The organism is Turicibacter sp. T129 (genome assembly GCF_025594975.1).
Classification (GTDB): Bacteria; Bacillota_I; Bacilli_A; order MOL361; family Turicibacteraceae; genus Turicibacter; species Turicibacter bilis.
Window position 1 is genome coordinate 21,087 of sequence record NZ_JAMQUU010000007.1, and the last position, 15,332, is coordinate 36,418.

Below are 15,332 nucleotides of genomic sequence, written 5' to 3' on the forward strand. Positions count from 1 at the left end.
TAATTAACGAACTTAAAATCACTAGTTAAAGGCTTTTAATTTAACAACAGTAGAATCCGTTCCGAATGTTGATAAGTTATATAAAAACAAGGCACGATCAAAATCATGTTCACGAATATACTCGTATGGATTCATATTAAAGTATCTTAAATCAATAAGATGGATTTCTTCAAAGTTCATCGCTAGAAATGGAACAAAGTTGTGAGCATATGAATCTTTAAAAACAATGAGTTTCTTTCCATTTTTCATACTACTTTTTACAATAGTCAATGGATGATTGCCATTGATAAACATTGAATACTTATCTTTTTGGTTTAAGTAATCATAATTGTACAATCCATCCAAAGCTTCATTTTGAGCATCCCAAGTAACCGAGAACTCAACTTCATCGTTTGGAATATAAAGCTGAATTGCATCCGGTTTTAAATGATGATTATTAGCTTTTGAGTAATATGTTCCGTAAAACTCAGTTGATACTGTTTCAACTCGATAATCTAAATAAGGGGTCATTCCCCACTCATTCATGAGTTGTTGATACACATAATAAGCACCTAGGGTGGTCCAATGATGATCAGTTTTATAATAGATATACTCATTTCTATGCTCATTTAACACATTATATGCATTCATAAAGTCAATGGTTAACTCATTTTTTGCGGTTTCTAACATCCTAGCTTGATCAAACGTTGGGGCAAATAACGGAAGCTTATCCTCATATATTTTCACAGCAGTAGGAACTAAAAGAGCCGTTGTGTTTAAGTTAGGCATCTTATCATGAAAGATATTAATCGCTTGTAAATTCTTTTCAAAGTATGAACCCTCCTGCTTAAAAACTTCTAATAAATAACCATCCTTCCCAAAGTAAACCCCATTATTCTCACCCTTTTGTAATAAACGTTCCATATCAGACTTTAGTCCAACCCACTCATCCTTCATGACAAATTGATCAGTCATATACTTATCAAACTTCTGTGTATAGCTTCCCGATAATAAACTTTCAAAAGAAAACTGTGGGAACTGTTGAAGTGGGCGATTTTCAGTTTCAGAAATCTCACGATCTTTATCAACCACGTTTGCGATTGATAAACCAAAAATAAAGATTAAAAATATGCTAATCATAACTTTATTTTTTATAGCTTCCATCTCACCTACCTCCTTTAAAACCTAAAATATAAAAATGGATTATACGATGAATCTACTAAATATGCTGTGGAAAGAGTTAAAATTAAGAGACACGCCACTGGAATAATAATTAATTCAATAATGAGGGAATATTTAGATTGAATTAATTTATGATAAATCACTTTTAATAATGGGGTTGAAGCAATAACTAAAATAAGCAATAAAATTGCATTTGAAGTTAAATAGTGAAGAGTCATTTGATTATACAGTGCGACATCTTCTAGGCTAAACATGACCTTAAAATAGGCTTTTAAGTGTGTAAAGTTATCAAATGCAAATAACCCCCAACCGACAAGTAATAAAAATAACGTATAAATATGTCGGATGATTGTTGGAAACTGATTTAACCACTTCATTAAAAAGGCTTTTTCAAGCGTAATGATCACACCAAAGTAAAGTCCCCATAAAACAAAATTCCAACTTGCGCCATGCCATAATCCAGTTAAAAACCAAACAACAAAGACATTAAAATAAGTGCGACATTTCCCTTTTCGATTTCCACCTAATGGGATATAAACATAATCTCTAAACCATGTACCAAGGGAAATATGCCAACGACGCCAAAACTCAGTAATACTTTGTGAAATATACGGATAATTAAAATTTTCTAACAGTTCAAATCCAAACATCTTTCCAAGTCCAATAGCCATATCTGAATAGCCACTAAAATCGAAATAAATTTGAAGTCCAAAGGCAATCACACCAAGCCACGACGTTAAAACTGAAAGATTTGAGGTCTCTGTTGATGAAATTTGATCCCACAACAAACCAATATTATTTGCTAACAAAACCTTCTTTCCAAGTCCAATGATAAATCGTTGAACCCCATCAGCAAATCGGGCTTGAGTCTCTACTCGATTGTTTAATTGATCGGCAACAGTCTGATATCGAACAATCGGTCCTGCAATTAACTGTGGAAACATAGTCACATAGGCGCCTAAGCTAATAATATTTCGCTGCGCTGGTGCATCCTTTCTAAAAATATCGATAGTATACGACATTGTCTGAAATGTATAAAAGGAAATTCCAATTGGTAGAGCAATAGAAGGAATATTAAACTGTGCCCCTAATAATTGATTAATATTAGAAATAATAAAGCCTGAGTATTTAAAAAACATAAGCAATCCTAAGTTAATAAATACTGATGATAAAACAACCCGCTTTGCTTTCTTTGGTTGATCAGCATAATATTCAACCAATAATCCATGAATAAAGTCCACCACCGTAGAAAATAACATTAATAAAATATAGATAGGTTCTCCCCAAGCATAAAAGATGAGGCTCACTATTAATAAAATAAAATTACGACAGTTACGTGGAACAATAAAGTATAAGACTAATGTTAAAGGTAAAAAAACAAATAAGAAAACTAAACTACTAAAAACCAATGATTCTCATCTCCTCTCCTATTATATAAAAAGAAGATTGAGCAAAACCCAATCTACTTTTCTTTATTTATTATTTTACTTGCTCTTCGAAAACTTTAACAATTTCTTCCACTTGTTCACTTGTTACGTATAACACATAATTTCCTTGAGTTTGAATCTTATTTGCTTTTACTAACTCATATTGATCTGGTAAATAACGAGACCACATTGCATCTTGATCTGATAAAACTTTTTCATATGAAGCCTTAATATTTTCAACTGACTCAGCATCTTTAGCTTCTGCAACAATGATTAATTCAGACTTAACATTCATCATAGGCTGTAAAATATATCCTGACTTAATATCTTCTGAATTAAAAATTCCTTCATACATTAACATTTCTTCTTCATTTGTCATGTCAGTTAAATGATATCCAGATAATACCCCATCTTCTAAAGGTGTATCATAAGCTTTTGATAATGTTTCTTGAATTTTTGTTATGATTTGTTTTGGTGACGTTTCACCTGTTTCTCCACCTTGTTCTGAACCTTTACTACATCCAACAGCTAAAACTGTAATTAATAAAGTCATCATTAATAATTTAATCTTCTTCATTTTAACTTCCTCCATTATTTAGTTCGTTTTTACTTAGGTACTTCTCTTCGTTTACATTAAATTAGACGACTGTCTTATGTATATTGTTCCATAATTTCATAAAATAATTAAATTTATGATTAAATAATAACTTAAAACTTCTAGCTATGTTAAAAATATGAAGTATAAAAGAGACTCCTTCATGAACAATTAGAGTCTCTTCCTGATGAGATTATTAAATTTGATAGGTCTTTAAAGCCTGGGCTAACCTAATAGGGCTAACACTTTGTTCATCCCCATCGACATAATATTCATAATTTTTAAAAAGCCTTAATAGATTAAAAAATAAATCTAAATCATCATCCAAGACATAAGTCGAATATAATTCACCATTAACTTTCACAGTAATTCTTTGGCGAACTAGATGTGTAATTTTAGCATCAGCAACCTCATAATATAGCTCAATTGTTTCAAACTGTTCCGGTAAGCTTTTAAGGAAACCAATTAATTTCAAGGCATCTTCATCATAAGGTTGTGATTCATTCGAATTAATGACAATAGTATATCTAATTAAAACTGGCTTTTTTAGCTGACCATTATTAAATTCGATAATGTTAAGTGTTTCAGTTTTTAACATATTATCCCCCCCTTAATTTCTGACGATGCACAATCAATCATAGGCACTACCTCAAAAAGTATATGTTCGATGATTTTCAGATATGCTTACATATTTGTTTAGAAAGTTGTCTTGCAGATTTTAAAACGAGGGAAATTCCAGTTCCGGGATGTGTACAATCACCTACAAAATATAATCGCTTTAAATCATCACTTTGATGGTGGGGTCTAAAGTAATTCGTTTGGGTTAAATCATGACTCAATCCAAATGCAATCCCTTCATAACAATTAAAGTGTGTGGCTAAATCTACTGGGGTTAAGTATTTTTCTACTTCTACTAACTCGTTAAAATGTTCAATCTTTGTTACCTGAGCTAAAGCTTTATAAATTTGTTCTTTTAATAACAAGATAGTCTGCTCATTCCACTCAACATTTTGTGCCTTTAAGTTAGGCACTCGAATAATAACATTAATCACCTCACCATTAGTTGGAGCCATCCCTTCATCCATACGACTTGGAACATAAAAATAAAAAGAGGATTCTTTTGGTAACTTTCCATCAAAAGCAGATTGGATATTTTCTTTAAATGCTTGATTAATATAAATATTATGAATATTTAACATGGGAAGCTTTTGTTTAAGTCCTAAGTATAAGATAAAAGCAGAACATGATAAATGATATTCTTTTGGACGTATAATTGACTGTAATTCATGCATCACATAAGGTACCTGTGCATTGGCAATAATATAATCTCCTTTATCAATTCGATCAGATAACTGTATACCCAAAACACATTTATCTTCAATTACTAAACTTTCAACAAGTGAATTCGTATGAATAATTCCTCCCCACTCTTTAATCAGTTGCTCCATGACTTCCACAAGACGATACATCCCTCCCTTTAAATGCGGTAATCCATAAAATTGTGACACACCTGGTAATAAAGTATAAATACTTGAACAATCATAGGGCGACATTCCAATATACATTGTTTGAAAGCAGATATACTCTTTTAATTTTTCATCCTTAATAAATTTAGAAACATAATCATAAACATTACTCAATGGTTCTAACTTAAAAATTTCTTTTAAATGTTTAAATGTAAAAAATGATGAAGCTTGATCACACGATTGACTTAAAAACGCTTGATTAGCAAGTTGATATTTCTCATAAATATCACTCATTAATTGAAAATAGCCTACTGCATCTTTAGTAGAAATAGATTCTAATTGCCTATTTAATTTAATTAAATCAGTAGAAAAATCATAATAGGTTCCATCTTTAAAAAAGGTATAATATAGCGATTTAGGATAGCTTATTTCTATATAGTCTTCTAATCTCAATCCTAACTCTTCAAAAAGCAAATAAAACTCTTGAGGCATCATAGAAATCGTGGCGGTTAAATCAAATGTATATCCCTTTTCCTGAATACGATTAACTCTTCCTCCTACCTTATCTTCTTTTTCATATATAACTACTTCATATCCAGCATTTAATAATCTCAAAGCAGTGGCTAATCCTCCAATCCCTGCCCCAATAATAATGACTTTTTCCTTCATTAAAATCACATCCTATTTTTATTAGCAACAAACACCCATTAATATATCCCTAAGCAAAAAAGGTAATACATCGGAATCCAATGTATTACCTTTTTAAAATTAATATTTTTGACGATCACGTAATGCTTTTTCAATTTGACGATTAGCATCTTTTGCTTTTAAATCTTGGCGCTTATCATAATTTTTCTTACCTTTAGCAATCCCGAATAATAGCTTCGCATAACCATCTTTAATGTATAACTTTAATGGGATTAAAGAGTATCCTCCCATTTTTTGAACTCCAATTAAACGAGCAATTTCACGTTTATGAAGTAATAACTTTCTTGTACGAAGTGGATCGTGATTAAATCTATTTCCTTGCTCATAATGAGAAATATGCATATTGTGAACAAAAGCCTCATTACGCTCAATTCGAACGAATGAATCACGTAAATTAACTTTCCCCGCGCGAATTGACTTAATCTCTGTTCCCTGAAGAACTAATCCCGCTTCAAAGGTATCTTCGATGAAATAATCATGCCCAGCTTTTTTATTTTGAGCAATTGTTGATCCCACACCTTTTGGCATCTCTTCACCACCTTTTAAAAACTTTATTTTTCTAATTCACCATAAGTAATATAGTCAACAACATCGACATTTGGTGAGTAAGTCTCCATTAACGCTTTGATAGATTCAAAATACTCAGCTTGTGCAGAGTCAATCAATGGTACTAATCGATAACCTTTAGTTGAAGCTTCAGCATAATTATAAGTCGGCATAAACTGAGGTTGACCTATTTCAATTTCGACCCCATCACCAATTGTTGTTTTGTTAATATCAATCTTCATGATACCACCTACTAGGCGTTCAAGTCCAACCTGACCTGAAATAAAATTACCTAATGAATAAGCAACAACTGTTTCATTTCCATCTTTCCCAATTAAACGATCCATCGGTTGTAACACATGAGGATGGCTTCCGATAATCACATGAACACCTTGATCGGCTAGCCATTGAGCTTGTTCAATTTGTGCTTCACTTGGAGTATTTGAATATTCCACTCCCCAATGCATCGAAACGACAATCACATCAGAGACACTTTTTGCTTTTTCAATATCAATCGCAGCTTGTTCATAATCAAACTCATTCGCTAAATAAGATTTATCGTCTGGGACACGATAACCATTAAATCCATAAGAATAGGCCAATAAAGCTAATTTAATTCCGTTCTTTTCAATGACAGAAATCTGATCACGTTTTTCTTTAGAATCAGTTGATCCAGCCGTAATAATTCCCTCGAACATTTCCCAATTTTTCTCGGCAGCTAAAACTCCAGATTCCCCTTTATCTAACGTATGATTATTAGCACGAGCAAACATATTGAATCCAACATTAATTAAATCTCTTGCAATTTCATAAGGACTGTTAAAATTAGGATAAGAAGATAATCCAACTTCAACACCTCCAATATTTGTTTCTTGATTGGCAAACCCAAAATCTGCTGGCTCAATATATGGTTTTACATTTTCCAATAACGGGCTGAAATCGAAGGTATCTTCTTCTAAGCGAAAATCATTATAAACTGTGTCATGAAGCAAGATATCACCAACTGCTACCATTGTTGCATCATAGACGTGAATTTCTGGCCCTTGTGAAAAAGTAATTTCAATGATACCTTCATAAGGATTAGCATCATAACTGATAGGATAGCCTTGATTCACATCATTTGAATATTGTGGCTCATTATACACAATTTCTTTAGGATTAATTAGTTGTTCTTCCACTAACTGATTTAAGTAAGCTTTAATCTCAGATTCCGATTGACTTGAAACATCTTCTCCTTTAGAGAATATTAAAACAACATCACAATCTTCGTTTTTATTACATTTTTCCTGGTTGGCAACAGTACCATATGGTACTGTGTCAGAGTAGACATTCTGATAAACAATTGTAATATCGTTGCCTGCCTCATAGTGCTTGACACGGTCAACATTCCATCCAATCATATCTGGTAGAACAAATGATTGAGCTAATACCAATAAACCAACCATGACGAATAAGAACAAAATGACATTACGCCACTTAATTGATTTTAGTTTCTTCATCATGACTTCCTTGCTCCCTTTCAGCATTTAAACTATTTTTTATTTTTCCCTTGCCCTACTGGCTTAGATCCTTTTGATTTTTTACGTTTTGGTTTAGGATTCTTAAACGTACTGTCCGATGGCTTCGATGATTTACGAGAACGCACTGGACGATAATCTTTTGTATTCCCTTTTCTATCTTTCGAACGCTCTTTAGAGCGATTATTTCTTGAAGATGACGTTCCACGCGTATCAATACGTTTGAATCCACGTCTTTGACGACTTTTACTCATTCCAACTAATTGGAAATCAATCGTACGCTCCTCTTTGCTTGCTGCTGCAACGACAACTTTAACAATATCACCTATTTTATAAATGGCCTTTGTACGGCGTCCAATTAATGCTAAGTTATCCTCATCAAATTCATAGTAGTCATCAGTTAAATCATTCACATGAACAAGCCCTTCAATCGTATTCGGTAATTCAACGTACATTCCCCATTTCGTTACCGATGAAACAACACCTTCAAACTCTTCGTCAATAAATTGAGTCATATATTCTGCTTTTTTCATATCTTCTACTTCACGCTCTGCGTCGATAGCATCACGTTCACGTTTTGAGGTTTGTTCACCAATCTCTGGCATGATTGCAGTGTAATAATCTAATGTTTCTTTTGATAAATCTTGATCAAATAAATAGCGACGGATTAAACGGTGAACAATTAAGTCTGGATAACGTCGAATAGGTGATGTAAAGTGAGTATAAAACTCCGCTGCCAATCCAAAGTGTCCTAAACTTTCTTCACTATAGCGAGCTTTTTGTAAAGAACGTAGCATCATGGTATTAATCGCGGCATGTTCTGGTTTTCCATGAACAGCTTCTGTAATCATTTGAAGTGCTTTAGGATGAACATGATCTTTTGTTCCTTTAATTTCATAACCTAAAGCGCGAGCTAATTTGTAGAAACGTTCTAGCTTCTCTGGTTTTGGATGCTCATGGATACGATAAATAAAAGGGACGTCCATCCAGTGGAAATGTTCAGCCACTGTTTCATTTGCTGCTAACATAAAGTCCTCTATAATACGTTCTGCAATTTCACGTTGGCGTAATACCACATCAATTGGGAATCCATACTCATCGACAAGAATTTTTGACTCTTCTAAATCAAAGTCAATTGATCCGCGGTCATGACGTTTTTCGCGTAATATTTTTGAAAGATCATACATTAATTTAAACGTTGGAACTAATGTAGCATAACGTTCACATAATTCTGGATCTTCATCAATTAAAATACGATTCACATGATTATACGTCATACGCTCCGTTGTTTTAATAATTGATGGGAAGATTTCATGACTTACCACTTCACCTTTTGGTGAAATCTCCATTTCACATGTAATTGTCAAACGATCCACTTGTGGATTTAGTGAACAAATCCCATTTGATAAACGGTGAGGAATCATTGGAATTACACGATCAACTAAATAAACACTCGTTCCACGGAAGAAGGCTTCTCGATCTAATGGTGATCCTTCTGTGACGTAATAAGAAACGTCAGCAATCGATACCCCTAATAAATAGTTTCCATTATCAAGCATACGAACATGAACAGCATCATCTAAGTCTTTAGCATCATCACCATCAATTGTTACAATGGTTTCACCACGTAAATCACGACGCCCTTTATAACTTTCTGGGTCTGGTTCATTTGGAATTTCAGCTGCTTGTTGTAATGCTTCCGGACTAAATTCAGGCACGATATCATACTTATATACAACTGATAAAATATCAATTCCTGGATCATTTTTATGACCTAAAATCTCAGTAACTTCCGCTTTAACAACATTGTTTTCTAAATAATCCACAATGCGAACACGAACTTTATGATCCTTTACTGCGCCTTTCGTTTTATTCTTTGGAATGGCTACCACTGCATGATAACGTGAATTATCTGGTTTAACATAACCGACCTGCTTGATTTCATAATACGTCCCAATGAAATCTTTCATTCCACGTTCGAGAACTTGAGCGATTTCACCTTCTAGACTATCTCCTTTAGAAGAAGGTAAGATTTTAACTAAAACTGTATCTTTATGTAAAGCACCATTTAAATCTTCACTACGAACATATACATCATCCATGTCATCAATTTCAACAAATCCAAAACCTTTTGGATGAATGGAAATAATTCCTTTATAATATCCTAAATCACGCGCCAAATCATAGCGATCATTTTTAGAACGAACAACAATCCCTTCATCTTCAAGGGCAACCATTAATTTAACAAATTGCTTAAACGCATCTGTTCCTTCAATTTGTAAATATTCTACTAATTCATCAATCGTCATCGCCTCATACTGGCTTGACCCTAATAATTCTAATACTGTATTGCGCAAGTAGCACACCTCCAACTCATAACTTCTATTCTATCATAACTAAACAAACATTTAACCATTTTTTACTACAATAAGATAAAGTACATCATCTTACTTATCTATCACTAGTTTATACAAATGTGCTTATTTTATATCACTATTATCATCTCTATATGATAAAAATAACCAATATTTACGAAAAGTGACTAATCTCATTACTTAAAATCATTCTGATATAGGGAATTAAATGTAGGCTAAGATCATAGAAATATTAAATCAAAACAATAAAGAACGGCTGAATGATCATCATTTAAACGCTCCTCAAATATACCTTTTATATCTCTTAGACCCTACATAACCTTTATTAAAAATAGACTAAAAATAAAAAAACTCATATTCTAATTGAATATGAGTCATCTATTACTTCATAAAAATAATTAATCCTAAGATTAAGAAAATCACTGAACAGATATATGTCGCACGAACAATATAGGCTTCTGCTCCACGTTCTTTTTGATTTTTAAACAATTCACTATTGCCACCAGAAAGAGAATCACTTAACCCTTGTTTAGAACTTTGTAAGGCTACTAAAATAATTAGGATTACAGAGACAATCATAAATAAAACATCTACAACACCGTATTGAAACATCCTAAACCCTCCTTAGACTATAACAAAACTGTACCATATCCTACATACAATTTCAACCATTATTTAAGGATGCGACAATATAATAGAAATATATTCCAACAATCATTAAAGAAGGTAAAGCGTATAAAATTAAATTCTTAACTTCTTTTCTGACCAGCATATAAGTTAAAATAATCGACTCACTTAATCCAACAATCACAAGTAATGTATTAGAAGTATCCGCAATTTCAAAAATACTCCCCGATAAATAGAATAAATCAGTCAAAGCAATAATGGCGAAATTAAATAAATTACTTCCTACAATATTCCCAACTGCTAAATCATAATTCTTTAAACGAATTAGACTAATCAAGCTTGTCATTTCCGGCAAGGATGTTGCAACTCCTAAGAACATCGCTCCAATAAACGAGGATCCAATTCCCGTTGATTGAGCAATTTTATCTGTTGTAATAGAAATGAACAGACTCGAAAATACAAGAACGATAGCCCAAAAAATAAATTGAAAAATCAATAGAGGTAAAGAACAACATGATTGATCACAGCTACTATTGGCGTCTTCTTCATCTGAGATTAATCTTAAATTAATATAATATAAGATACCGATAAAGATGGATGAAATACCTACATGACCAATGCGCCCCATCGTCAAACTATAAAAACTAAATAAAATAATGAGGTAAATAACCGTACTAATAATATTTGTTTTTGTATTCGATTTTCCAGTATGATTAAATAGCATAGCTTTTATAAAAAACAAATTCCCAACTGCTAAGATAAAAATATTAAATGTATTACTTCCTAAAATATTACCAAATGCTAAATCGGGATTATTTAACATCGTTGTGGAGGAAATACTAGTAATTAACTCAGGAAGCGATGTCACCCCTGCTAATAAAATTCCACCTATTAACGCCCCACCCATTTTTGTTTGTTTATCCAACTCATCCACACAGGATGAGATGCGAATGGATGATACAACAACTATGATTGATAAAACTAAGTATTGTAATAATAATACTCCCATATAACAGATCCCCCTACTACAACTATAATCCTTTTAATGTCTTTAAACTGTATGATAAGGATTCTGACGATATGTAGCCTTCTCATTTATTCTAAATACTCGACAAAAAAAGTTCGCTATACGCGAACTTTTTGCTTCCATTCCTTTAACGCTTCAAATGAATAACGACAAACAATCTTTAAAATCCCTGCAATCGGGATAATAAAAATCATTCCAACGACTCCAAAAATTTGTCCTCCAATAATAATAAGTGTTAATAAGATAATTGGATGGAAATCAATAGATTTTGAAAAGACAAAGGGTTTAATAAAATTCCCTTCAATAAAATTCAAGGCCATCACTCCAAGAACAACATAAACAGGTGTCCAAACTGAAACCATTAATCCAAAGATAGCAGCTGGAATCGTTCCAATAATTTGACCGACATAAGGGATAATATTCAAAAAACCGATTAATGTTCCAAATACGATGGCATTATCTAATCCTATAATTGAAAAATAAATCGAAGCAATGATTGATAAGGCTAATGAAACTAACAATGTCCCAGAAACATAGCCTTTAACTACTTCTTCTGATTCTTTTAATACTTCAAAAACTTTATTCCATTTCTGCTTAATTAAAAAAATCTTAATCTGATCTCGAATCTCATAAAAATTCTTTAAAATATAATATAAAACAACTGGAACTAAAAAAATCATTCCTAGTACTAAGGTAAAACTACTACTAAATGAAGATATCCAATTCCCCATCTGATTTAAGACCTTAGAAAAAATTTCAAATAATTGAGAGTTTTGAGAAAAGAGTTTGCTAAAATCGTACTCATAAAGATTCATATAATCAAATTGCCACGTATCAAGTAATGTCTGAACCTTTTCCATTAATGCTGGAATTCGATTCATCACCTCTTGAGTGTTAACCACTAAATAAGGAATGAGACTAAAAATAGCATAGATAATTGCACCAATAATTGAAATAAATGTAATCAAGATCGAATAAGAACGTTTAATTTTTAACCGGCAAAAGAAATCAACGAGTGGATTTAATAGATAGGCAAAACAAATTACAATTAAAAATGGGCAAATAATCATATTCAACATTGAAAAAACAGGTTTAAGAATTGGGAAAATTAATTTAATAATATGGATAACGACTAGTACACCAATCAAAATAATTAAATAATTAATCCATTTATAATTTAAAGATTCATGTGATGGTTTCATCAGACTCCCCCTTGTTTTAACTATGACTAGTTTATCATACTCTAAATATAATTGTATTATTTTGGATAAAAAATAAGAATATATTTTAAGATAGAACTTCATATATATCTATGAGGTGAAATCTATGTCGCATTTCTAGGATTAACCTTAGCTATCAAAAACTCCGGTACTAAGACATCCATCATACAGATCGATAATAATAGCAGTCAATTTTTTATACTTTCCAAAAATAATTACCTATTATCTAAGACAATAAGATACTTTTATACATAAAAAAACCTCTCTTCGTCGGAGGAAGAGAGGTTTTGATAGAGTCATTCTCTTAAAAAATAATTAAATTATTTTTTTAAGTTGTAGAATGATTTAACTCCGTTGTAAACAGCTTGTTGTCCTAATTCGTCTTCGATACGTAATAATTGGTTGTATTTTGCAATACGGTCTGTACGAGACATAGAACCTGTTTTAATTTGTCCAGCGTTTGTAGCAACTGCGATGTCAGCGATTGTAGCATCTTCAGTTTCTCCAGAACGGTGAGATACAACTGCAGTGTATCCAGCTTTCTTAGCCATTTCAATAGCTTCGAAAGTTTCAGTTAATGTACCGATTTGGTTAACTTTGATTAAGATAGAGTTTGCAACGTTTTTCTCGATACCTTCAGCTAAACGCTCAGTGTTAGTTACGAAGAAATCGTCTCCAACTAATTGCACTTTATCTCCGATTTTCTTAGTTAAGTAATCCCATCCAGCCCAGTCGTCTTGGTCTAAACCGTCTTCGATTGAGATGATTGGATATTTTTCGCATAATTCAGCGTAGAAGTCACATAATTCTTCAGATGTGAATACTTTTCCACCTTCACCAGCTAAAACGTATTTTCCATCTTTGTAGAACTCAGAAGAAGCAACGTCCATAGCGATCATAACGTCTTTACCTGGAACATATCCAGCTTTTTCGATAGCTTCTAAGATAACTTTGATAGCAGCTTCATTTGATTCTAAGTTTGGAGCGAATCCACCCTCATCACCAACTGCAGTGTTTAATCCCATACCGTGTAATACTGATTTTAATGCATGGAATACTTCAGCTCCCATACGGATAGCTTCTTTGAATGTTGGAGCTCCAACTGGCATGATCATGAACTCTTGGAAGTCGATGTTGTTGTCAGCGTGCTCTCCACCGTTGATGATGTTCATCATTGGAGTTGGTAATTCTTTAGAGTTGAATCCACCTAAGTAACGGTATAATGGTAATCCAACGAAATAAGCAGCAGCATGAGCAACAGCCATAGATACACCTAAGATTGCGTTAGCTCCTAATTTTCCTTTGTTTTTAGTTCCATCTAATGCGATCATTAAACGGTCGATTCCACATTGGTCAGTAACATCCATACCAACTAATTCAGGAGCGATGATGTCGTTAACGTTTTTAACAGCGTTTAAAACACCTTTTCCTAAGTAACGAGATTTATCTCCATCACGTAATTCAACTGCTTCGTAGATTCCTGTAGAAGCTCCAGATGGTACTAAAGCACGTCCGAATGATCCACTTTCAGTTGTTACTTCTACTTCAACAGTAGGATTTCCGCGAGAATCTAATACTTCGCGAGCATATACATCAACAATATAAGGCATGTATGACATCTCCTTCTTTTCTAAAATTTTCACACTTCTTATTATAATACATTTTTTTGCATATTAAAGACATTTTTAATTTGTAAACGCTATTTTTTTATAAATTAAACCAATCTAATCTATTCCAAATAACGTTCACATCAGTGATTATGAAAACGAATGTTTTATTTATATGCCGTGAATAATATGAACTAAATAAGCAACTTTTATGCTTCAAATTAAAAAAATAAAAAAATCCAGCATACGCTGGACTCAATTATTCTAAAATGGTGACGAGTGCGAGAATCGAACTCGCGACGACGCATTACCATTGCGTTATTTTACCACTAAACTAACTTGGCTTTTTACAATTACATTTTAACACATTTTACCTATTTTTAAAATAAAAATACTACTTTAACTTAAAATAACTGGCTCTCTTAAATCAAAAGATTAAGATTAAATCATTTAAAGTGCTAGCATAATGAAAGAAACAACTTATTAAATTAGATATCTCATCGGTAAAAACATTTTTCTTATTAGGAAAAATAGCTAATAAATTAAGGAAGGCTCTTATTTAACTCCTATAAACGATGTATAATGTCTTTAACACCTAGTCTTTATTTGATTATGAAGGTAATCAACTGCAGATACGATTCAACTCGACGCTAATATTATTACTTATAAAGACTTAAACGATTTAGAAGTCCTCTACGATTAGTTTGATGGAGAGGTTCGTAAAGAAGAACTTTTTTATAAAGAGATTGGTTACGGATGAAGTCTTATAAATCTTTAAAGAGCTTTATCCCCTTTCCAAATTAAAAAATGAAAATGATTAATCACTATAATAACTCAGATGAGTGATAAATATATACTAACAATAAAAGGCCTTATTTTTAAAAAAATTACAAATTAAGGTTCTGTTTTAAAAGAGTGTTGATATTTCTTTAAAACATACTAATTTACTTAGATCATTGTTCGATAACTACAAGATACAGTAGTTAATATCAATGTTTTTAAATATCAACATTTGTCTAAAACACAGGATAAATTAAAAAGGTTCTATAATATTTG

The 15,332-nt window shown here is 32.3% G+C and carries 12 protein-coding genes and 1 tRNA gene; all 13 read right to left on the bottom strand.

Going from position 1 to position 15,332, the window contains the following annotated elements; genetic code table 11:
- Positions 1 to 21 precede the first annotated feature (21 nt).
- Positions 22 to 1,143, bottom strand: coding sequence for a DHHW family protein (locus NEH75_RS00735; protein ID WP_055304844.1), 1,122 nt, complete (start codon positions 1,141 to 1,143; stop codon positions 22 to 24).
- A gap of 14 nt (positions 1,144 to 1,157) precedes the next feature.
- On the bottom strand, positions 1,158 to 2,570 hold the full coding sequence (locus NEH75_RS00740) for an MBOAT family O-acyltransferase (RefSeq protein ID WP_055241948.1): 1,413 nt from the start codon (positions 2,568 to 2,570) through the stop codon (positions 1,158 to 1,160).
- 70 nt (positions 2,571 to 2,640) lie between these two features.
- Positions 2,641 to 3,165, bottom strand: a complete 525-nt coding sequence (locus NEH75_RS00745; protein WP_055241950.1) for a DUF4358 domain-containing protein — start codon at positions 3,163 to 3,165, stop codon at positions 2,641 to 2,643.
- Between the two features lie 214 nt (positions 3,166 to 3,379).
- Complete coding sequence (locus NEH75_RS00750) at positions 3,380 to 3,781, bottom strand: hypothetical protein (protein WP_055304842.1); 402 nt, start codon at positions 3,779 to 3,781, stop codon at positions 3,380 to 3,382.
- A gap of 76 nt (positions 3,782 to 3,857) precedes the next feature.
- Complete coding sequence (locus tag NEH75_RS00755; RefSeq protein ID WP_238581265.1) at positions 3,858 to 5,318, bottom strand: phytoene desaturase family protein; 1,461 nt, start codon at positions 5,316 to 5,318, stop codon at positions 3,858 to 3,860.
- 99 nt (positions 5,319 to 5,417) lie between these two features.
- On the bottom strand, positions 5,418 to 5,885 hold the full coding sequence (gene smpB / locus NEH75_RS00760; protein WP_055241956.1) for an SsrA-binding protein SmpB: 468 nt from the start codon (positions 5,883 to 5,885) through the stop codon (positions 5,418 to 5,420).
- A gap of 23 nt (positions 5,886 to 5,908) precedes the next feature.
- Positions 5,909 to 7,405, bottom strand: coding sequence for a CapA family protein (locus NEH75_RS00765; protein ID WP_055304838.1), 1,497 nt, complete (start codon positions 7,403 to 7,405; stop codon positions 5,909 to 5,911).
- A gap of 29 nt (positions 7,406 to 7,434) precedes the next feature.
- Positions 7,435 to 9,777, bottom strand: a complete 2,343-nt coding sequence (gene rnr, locus NEH75_RS00770; RefSeq protein WP_055241959.1) for a ribonuclease R — start codon at positions 9,775 to 9,777, stop codon at positions 7,435 to 7,437.
- Positions 9,778 to 10,176: 399 nt separating this feature from the next.
- A complete protein-coding gene (gene secG, locus NEH75_RS00775; RefSeq protein ID WP_055241961.1) occupies positions 10,177 to 10,407 on the bottom strand; it encodes a preprotein translocase subunit SecG in 231 nt (76 codons plus the stop codon).
- Positions 10,408 to 10,459: 52 nt separating this feature from the next.
- Positions 10,460 to 11,431, bottom strand: coding sequence for a sodium:calcium antiporter (locus NEH75_RS00780; RefSeq protein ID WP_055304836.1), 972 nt, complete (start codon positions 11,429 to 11,431; stop codon positions 10,460 to 10,462).
- Positions 11,432 to 11,547: 116 nt separating this feature from the next.
- Positions 11,548 to 12,651, bottom strand: a complete 1,104-nt coding sequence (locus tag NEH75_RS00785; protein WP_055304834.1) for an AI-2E family transporter — start codon at positions 12,649 to 12,651, stop codon at positions 11,548 to 11,550.
- Between the two features lie 338 nt (positions 12,652 to 12,989).
- Positions 12,990 to 14,279, bottom strand: coding sequence for a phosphopyruvate hydratase (gene eno, locus NEH75_RS00790; protein ID WP_262948322.1), 1,290 nt, complete (start codon positions 14,277 to 14,279; stop codon positions 12,990 to 12,992).
- Positions 14,280 to 14,546: 267 nt separating this feature from the next.
- Positions 14,547 to 14,620, bottom strand: a tRNA-Thr gene (locus tag NEH75_RS00795).
- Between the last annotated feature and the right edge of the window lie 712 nt (positions 14,621 to 15,332).

Excerpts from the sequence above, each read along its gene's own strand:
- NEH75_RS00750 (WP_055304842.1), bottom strand. The coding sequence starts at position 3,781 with ATGTTAAAAACTGAAACACTTAACATTATCGAATTTAATAATGGTCAG.
- eno (WP_262948322.1), bottom strand. The coding sequence starts at position 14,279 with ATGCCTTATATTGTTGATGTATATGCTCGCGAAGTATTAGATTCTCGC.
- smpB (WP_055241956.1), bottom strand. The coding sequence starts at position 5,885 with ATGCCAAAAGGTGTGGGATCAACAATTGCTCAAAATAAAAAAGCTGGG.
- NEH75_RS00745 (WP_055241950.1), bottom strand. The coding sequence starts at position 3,165 with ATGAAGAAGATTAAATTATTAATGATGACTTTATTAATTACAGTTTTA.
- NEH75_RS00765 (WP_055304838.1), bottom strand. The coding sequence starts at position 7,405 with ATGATGAAGAAACTAAAATCAATTAAGTGGCGTAATGTCATTTTGTTC.
- NEH75_RS00735 (WP_055304844.1), bottom strand. The coding sequence starts at position 1,143 with ATGGAAGCTATAAAAAATAAAGTTATGATTAGCATATTTTTAATCTTT.
- NEH75_RS00780 (WP_055304836.1), bottom strand. The coding sequence starts at position 11,431 with ATGGGAGTATTATTATTACAATACTTAGTTTTATCAATCATAGTTGTT.
- secG (WP_055241961.1), bottom strand. The coding sequence starts at position 10,407 with ATGTTTCAATACGGTGTTGTAGATGTTTTATTTATGATTGTCTCTGTA.
- NEH75_RS00755 (WP_238581265.1), bottom strand. The coding sequence starts at position 5,318 with ATGAAGGAAAAAGTCATTATTATTGGGGCAGGGATTGGAGGATTAGCC.
- NEH75_RS00785 (WP_055304834.1), bottom strand. The coding sequence starts at position 12,651 with ATGAAACCATCACATGAATCTTTAAATTATAAATGGATTAATTATTTA.